The 5,331-nt window shown below is 66.4% G+C and carries 5 protein-coding genes and 1 pseudogene; all 6 read right to left on the minus strand.

Annotation, left to right across the window (positions count from 1 at the left end; translation table 11 throughout):
• Positions 1–28: 28 nt before the first annotated feature.
• Positions 29–445, minus strand: a complete 417-nt coding sequence (gene cdd, locus AC1DU6_RS19165; RefSeq protein ID WP_457394802.1) for a cytidine deaminase — start codon at positions 443–445, stop codon at positions 29–31.
• Positions 445–1,410 carry an ABC transporter permease gene (locus tag AC1DU6_RS19170; protein WP_457326115.1) on the minus strand — a complete coding sequence of 322 codons (966 nt, stop codon included), beginning with the start codon at positions 1,408–1,410 and terminating at the stop codon, positions 445–447. Before AC1DU6_RS19170 ends, cdd begins: the two co-directional genes overlap by 1 nt.
• Positions 1,410–2,513, minus strand: coding sequence for an ABC transporter permease (locus tag AC1DU6_RS19175; RefSeq protein ID WP_056196088.1), 1,104 nt, complete (start codon positions 2,511–2,513; stop codon positions 1,410–1,412). Before AC1DU6_RS19175 ends, AC1DU6_RS19170 begins: the two co-directional genes overlap by 1 nt.
• Positions 2,510–4,042, minus strand: coding sequence for an ABC transporter ATP-binding protein (locus tag AC1DU6_RS19180; RefSeq protein WP_477858934.1), 1,533 nt, complete (start codon positions 4,040–4,042; stop codon positions 2,510–2,512). The genes AC1DU6_RS19175 and AC1DU6_RS19180 overlap by 4 nt, the downstream gene beginning before the upstream one ends.
• A gap of 8 nt (positions 4,043–4,050) precedes the next feature.
• Positions 4,051–5,034: a BMP family lipoprotein gene (locus AC1DU6_RS19185; RefSeq protein ID WP_056196083.1), complete on the minus strand. Its 984-nt coding sequence runs from the start codon at positions 5,032–5,034 to the stop codon at positions 4,051–4,053.
• An 81-nt stretch (positions 5,035–5,115) separates the two neighbouring features.
• Positions 5,116–5,331: pseudogene (locus tag AC1DU6_RS19190) on the minus strand (MATE family efflux transporter); the annotation flags it as partial.

Consider the following 5,331-nt stretch of genomic DNA (forward strand, 5'->3'; position numbering starts at 1 on the left):
GGGTTTTGTTGTCGATCATGGGAAAACCTCAGATGTGCAAGTGACTGGGCCCGAAGCTGTGGGGCAGCAATTCGGCCAGGGTCCAGCGTTGGCGGATGCCGCCAGGATCGCCGGCAATGACGACAAGCTCTTCAGGAACGGAGAACTCCCGCAGCTTCTGTCGGCAGCCGCCGCAGGGGGTGATGATGTCCGGGCCGGGGCCAGTCACCAGCACTGCGCGGGCCTGTTTGCCACCGGCCATGATCATGGCCGTCAGCGCCGAGGGCTCGGCGCACCAGCCCTGGGGGTAGGACGCGTTCTCCATGTTGGCGCCGATGTGGATGCGGCCCTGCTCGTCGAGGATGGCCGCGCCGACCTTGTATTTCGAATACGGCGAGTGCGAGAACTCGCGGGCGCGCAGCGATTCGGCGAGCAGGCGGTTCAGCAGGTCTTGGGTCAGTTCCATCAGCGTTCCTTCACGTAGGGCTTGCCCAATGCCTTCGGGGCGATGGCGGACCCGATGAAGCCCGCCAGCAGGACGACCGTCAAGATGTACGGCAAAGCCTGGATCAGCTGCACGGGCACTTCGCCGATACCAGGCAATTGGACGCCCTGCATGCGGATCGCGACCGCGTCCAGGAAGCCGAACAGCAGGCAGGCCGCCATGGTCGGCAATGGTTTCCACTTGCCGAAGATCATCGCGGCCAGCGCTATGAAGCCGCGGCCGGCAGTCATATTGGGCGAGAAGGACGCGTTCTGCGCCAGCGTCAGGTAGGAGCCGGCCAGGCCGCAGAGCACGCCGTTCATCAGCAGCGCCTGGTAGCGCAAGCCCTGCACGGACATGCCGGCGGCTTCCACCATGGCCGGGTTCTCACCAACGGCACGCAGGCGCAGGCCCGGGCGGGTGCGCTCCAAGAAGAACCAGACGGCAGCCACCATCAGGAAGGCGACGTAGACCAGCACGTTGTGGCTCAGCAGGCCGTGACCGAAGACGGAGGCGAACCAGTTGCCTGGCTGCGGCTCGGCAAAGCCCTTGGCGATGGCCGTCAGGCGCACGTCGGGGTCGATGGGCGGCGTCTGCCCACCCTGCTGGAACCAGGCGATGCCGAGCACGACTGTGAGGCCCGCGGCGATCATGTTCAGCGCGACGCCGGAGACGACCTGGTCGCCGCGGTTGGTCACGCAGGCAAAGCCATGCAACAGCGAGGCAATACAGGCGACGGCAATGGCCGCCATCACGCCATAGGCCGTGGAGTGCGTAACCGAGGCAGCCGCAGCCGCCGCGAAGGCGGCGAACAGCATCTTGCCTTCCAGGCCCAGGTCGACGACGCCGGCGCGCTCGGACAGCACGCCCGCCATCGCGCACAGCAGCAGCGGCGCGCTGACGCGCAGCGTGGACGCCAGCACCGAGGCAATCAGGACTTCATCCATCAGCGGCCTCCCTTCACCATGCCGTAGAGGCGCGCAAACAGCGGCGCGCTGACCGTGGCCATCGCGCCCGAGAACAGCACGATCAGGCCTTGCGCCGTGACCACCATCTCGCGGCTGAAGCCTTGCAGCTCGAACGAGACCTCGACGCCGCCCTGGTAGAGCACGCCGAACAGCAGCGAGGCCAGCACGATGCCGACCGGATGGTTGCGGCCCATCAGCGACACGGCGATGCCGGTGAAGCCGGCGCCGGCGACGAAGTCCAGCGTCAGCTTGCCCTGCACGCCCGAAATCTCGTTGATGCCAACCATGCCGGCCAGCGCACCGGAAATCGCCATGGCGATCAAGACCTGGGCGCGCGGGCGGATGCCAGCGTAGTGGGCCGCGCGCGGCGCGCTGCCGACTGAGCGGACCGCGTAGCCGGCGGCGCTTTTCCACAGGAACCAGCCGACGAAGACGCAGGCGATCAGCGCGATGACAAGGCTGAGGTTGAGCGGCGACGACGGCAACTCATAGCCCAGCGCGGCAGCCATCTGGTGCAGAGCCGGCATGCGGGCGGATTCGCTGAACTCGGCCGACTCGACGGACATGCTGCCGGCCGGACGCAACCAGTTCACCAGCAGATAACCGTTCAGCGCCGCAGCGAGAAAGTTGAACATGATCGTCGTGATGACGATGTGGCTGCCGCGCCAGGCCTGCAGATAAGCCGGCAGCGCCGCCCACAGCATGCCGAAGAAGGCCGCGGCGATGACAAGCAGCGGCAGCATGACGACGGCCGGCAGCTTGGCGCCCAGCCACAGCGCAACCAGGGCCACGCCCACGCCGCCCAGCGTCGCCTGGCCTTCGCCACCGATGTTGAACAGGCCGGCATGGATGGCCACGGCGACCGCCAGGCCCGTGAAGATGAAGGTCGTCGCGTAGTACAGCGAATAGCCCAGGCCGCGCACGCTGCCCAGGGCGCCGTTGAGCAGCACTGTCAGCGCCTGCCAGGGGCTGTGGCCGATGACCATGACCACGAGGCCTGCCACGACCAGGGCGATGGCGAGGTTCCATAGCGGCAGAAGGCCGATGTCGATCCAGCGGGGGAGAGTCAGGGGTTGGCTCATGCAGCCACTCGTTCTTCTTGTGCAGCCATCAGCAGACCAAGTCGCTTCTCGTCGCAATCTTCAATGGCGAGTTCACCGGTGATGCGGCCGCAGTTCATGACGACCACGCGATCGGCCAAGGCCAGGATCTCGTCCAGCTCGCTGCTGACCAGCAGCACCGCACAGCCGGCGTCGCGCAGCGCGCGCAACTGGCCGTGGATGAATTCGATGGCGCCGATGTCGACCCCGCGGGTGGGCTGGCCCACCAGCAGCACGGTGGGCTGCTCGCCGATCTCGCGCGCCAGGATGAGCTTTTGCTGATTCCCGCCGGAGAACTTGGACGAGCCCAGGTTCTCGTCGCGCGGGCGCACATCGAAGCGCTCTTGCATGGCACGCGTCGCGTCGCGCATCGCGGCGTGGTTCATCGCCGCGCCTTTGCGGTACTTGGGCAGGTTCTGGTAGCCCAGCACGGCCGACTCCCAGGCCGGGAAGCTCATGACCAAGCCCACCGCATGCCGGTCCTCGGGCACATGGGCCAGGCGCAGCGGCCGAGCCTGCGCGGTGTCCAGCCAGCCCTCCGGCGTGAAGGCCTTGCCGCCCAGCTCCAGCCGGCCGCCCTCAGGCGCGCGCAGGCCGGACAGCACCTCCAGCAGCTCGCTCTGCCCGTTGCCCGACACACCGGCAACGCCGACGATCTCGCCGGCCTTCAGTGTCAGGCTCACGTCCTTCAAAGCCGGCACGCCATTGGCATGCTTCAGGCTCAGGCCGGACGCCTGCAGGCGCACCTCCCCGGCGTGGACCTCCAGGCCTTCGGGACGGCCCAGCGTGACCTTGCGGCCCACCATGGACTCGGCCAGCGACTCCTCGCTCCACTCAGCGATCGGTCGCGTCTCGACCACCTGCCCCGCCCGCATCACCGTGACGGCGCTGCACAGGCTCATGACCTCCCGCAGCTTGTGCGTGATGAGGATCAGCGTCGTGCCGCGCTCCTTCAAGCGGCGCAGCGTGACGAAAAGCTGGTCGGTCTCCTGCGGAGTCAGCACGGCCGTCGGCTCGTCCAGGATCAGGATCTTGGCGCCGCGGTACAGCGCCTTCAGGATTTCCAGGCGCTGCAACTCGCCCACGGGCAGGTCGGCCACCACGGCGTCGAGCTGCACGGTGAGGCCGGTCTCCTGCATCAGCGCCTGCAGCTTCTTGCGCACCTCGGCCTTGGCCGGCGCCAGGAAGAAGCGCCCTTCGGCGCCCAGCATGATGTTTTCCAGGCAGGTCAACGTGTCGACCAGCATGAAGTGCTGGTGCACCATGCCGATACCCAGGGCAATGGCCTGCTGGGAATTGGCGATGTGGACCTGCTGGCCGTTGACCTCGATATGGCCTGAATCGGCGTGGTAGTAGCCATACAGGATGGCCATCAGCGTGCTCTTGCCCGCGCCGTTCTCGCCGACGAGGCCATGCACGCTGCCCGCGGCGATGTCGAAGGACACCTCGCGGTTGGCCTGGACCGCGCCAAAGCGCTTGGAAATCGCCCGGAGGCGGACGGCGGGCGTCATCGCGCCGCTCAGAACTTACAAGCGTTGTCCGCCATGTAGTCGGCCACCTTCACCTTGCCGGCAATGATGTCGGCCTTGATGGCTTCAACCTTGGCCTTCAGCGGTGGCGTGATGAGCTTGGCGTTGTTGTCGTCCAGCGCATAGTCGACGCCGCCTTCCTTCAGGCCCAGCACGCTGACGCCGGGCTTCCAGGCCTTCAGCACGTTGTAGACGGCCACGTCCACATGCTTGACCATGGAGGTCAGCATCGTGCCGGGCTGGATGTGGTTCTGGTTGCTGTCCACGCCGATGGCGAGCTTGCCAGCGTCCTTGGCGGCCTGATACACGCCAACGCCTGTGCCGCCGGCGGCGGCAAAGACGACGTCCGAACCCTTGGCGAACTGGCTCTTGGCCAGCTCACCGCCGCGGGTCGGGTCGTTCCAGGCAGTCGATGTGGTGCCCGTCATGTTGGCGAACACCTCGATTTTGGGGTTCGTCGCCTTGGCGCCCTGCTCGTAGCCGCACTGGAACTTGCGGATCAGCGGGATGTCCATGCCGCCGACAAAGCCGACCTTGTTGGTCTTGGTGACCAGGGCCGCCATGGCGCCGACGAGGTAGCTGCCTTCGTGCTCCTTGAACAGCAGCGACTGCACATTGGGCAGGTCGACCTTGGCGTCGATGATGGCGAACTGGGTCTTGGGGAAGTCCTTGGCCACCTGCTGCAGGGCCGACGCCTGGGCGAAGCCGATGCTGATGATGGGGCTGGCACCCCGCTCGGCCATGCGGCGGATGGCCTGCACGCGCTGGGTGTCGTTGCTGATCTCGAACTCGAGATAGGTCTTGCCGGTTTCCTTCTTCCACTGCTCGGCGCCCTGGTAGCCGGCCTGGTTGAAGGATTTGTCGAACTTGCCGCCCATGTCGAAGATCACCGCGGGCTGCTGGGCCTGGGCCATGGCCGATGCGACCAGCAGGGTCAAGGCAGCAAGACGGGGCAGAGAGGTCGTCATGGGCATGGGGTGAGCAAGGCGGAAGGGGCGCATTGTAGAAAACATCCCTCAAGTTTTACTGGATAGGAAAATACCGATTCACGCGAATCAATGGGCCCGGCTGTGGCGCAGCCGCCGGTGAGCCGCACGGGCATGGGGCAGCCAGCCGAGTGTCGCCCAACGCCGCCACATCAAAAGGCCGCGAATCCATTCATCAGCGGCATAAGCAATCCACACGCCAACCAGGCCCCACCCCAGGTAAACCCCGAGAAACCAGCTGCCGCCCGCCAGCACGATGGCCATGGAGGCCGAGCCCACCATCAC

Source organism: Roseateles sp. P5_B10 (assembly GCF_056400485.1).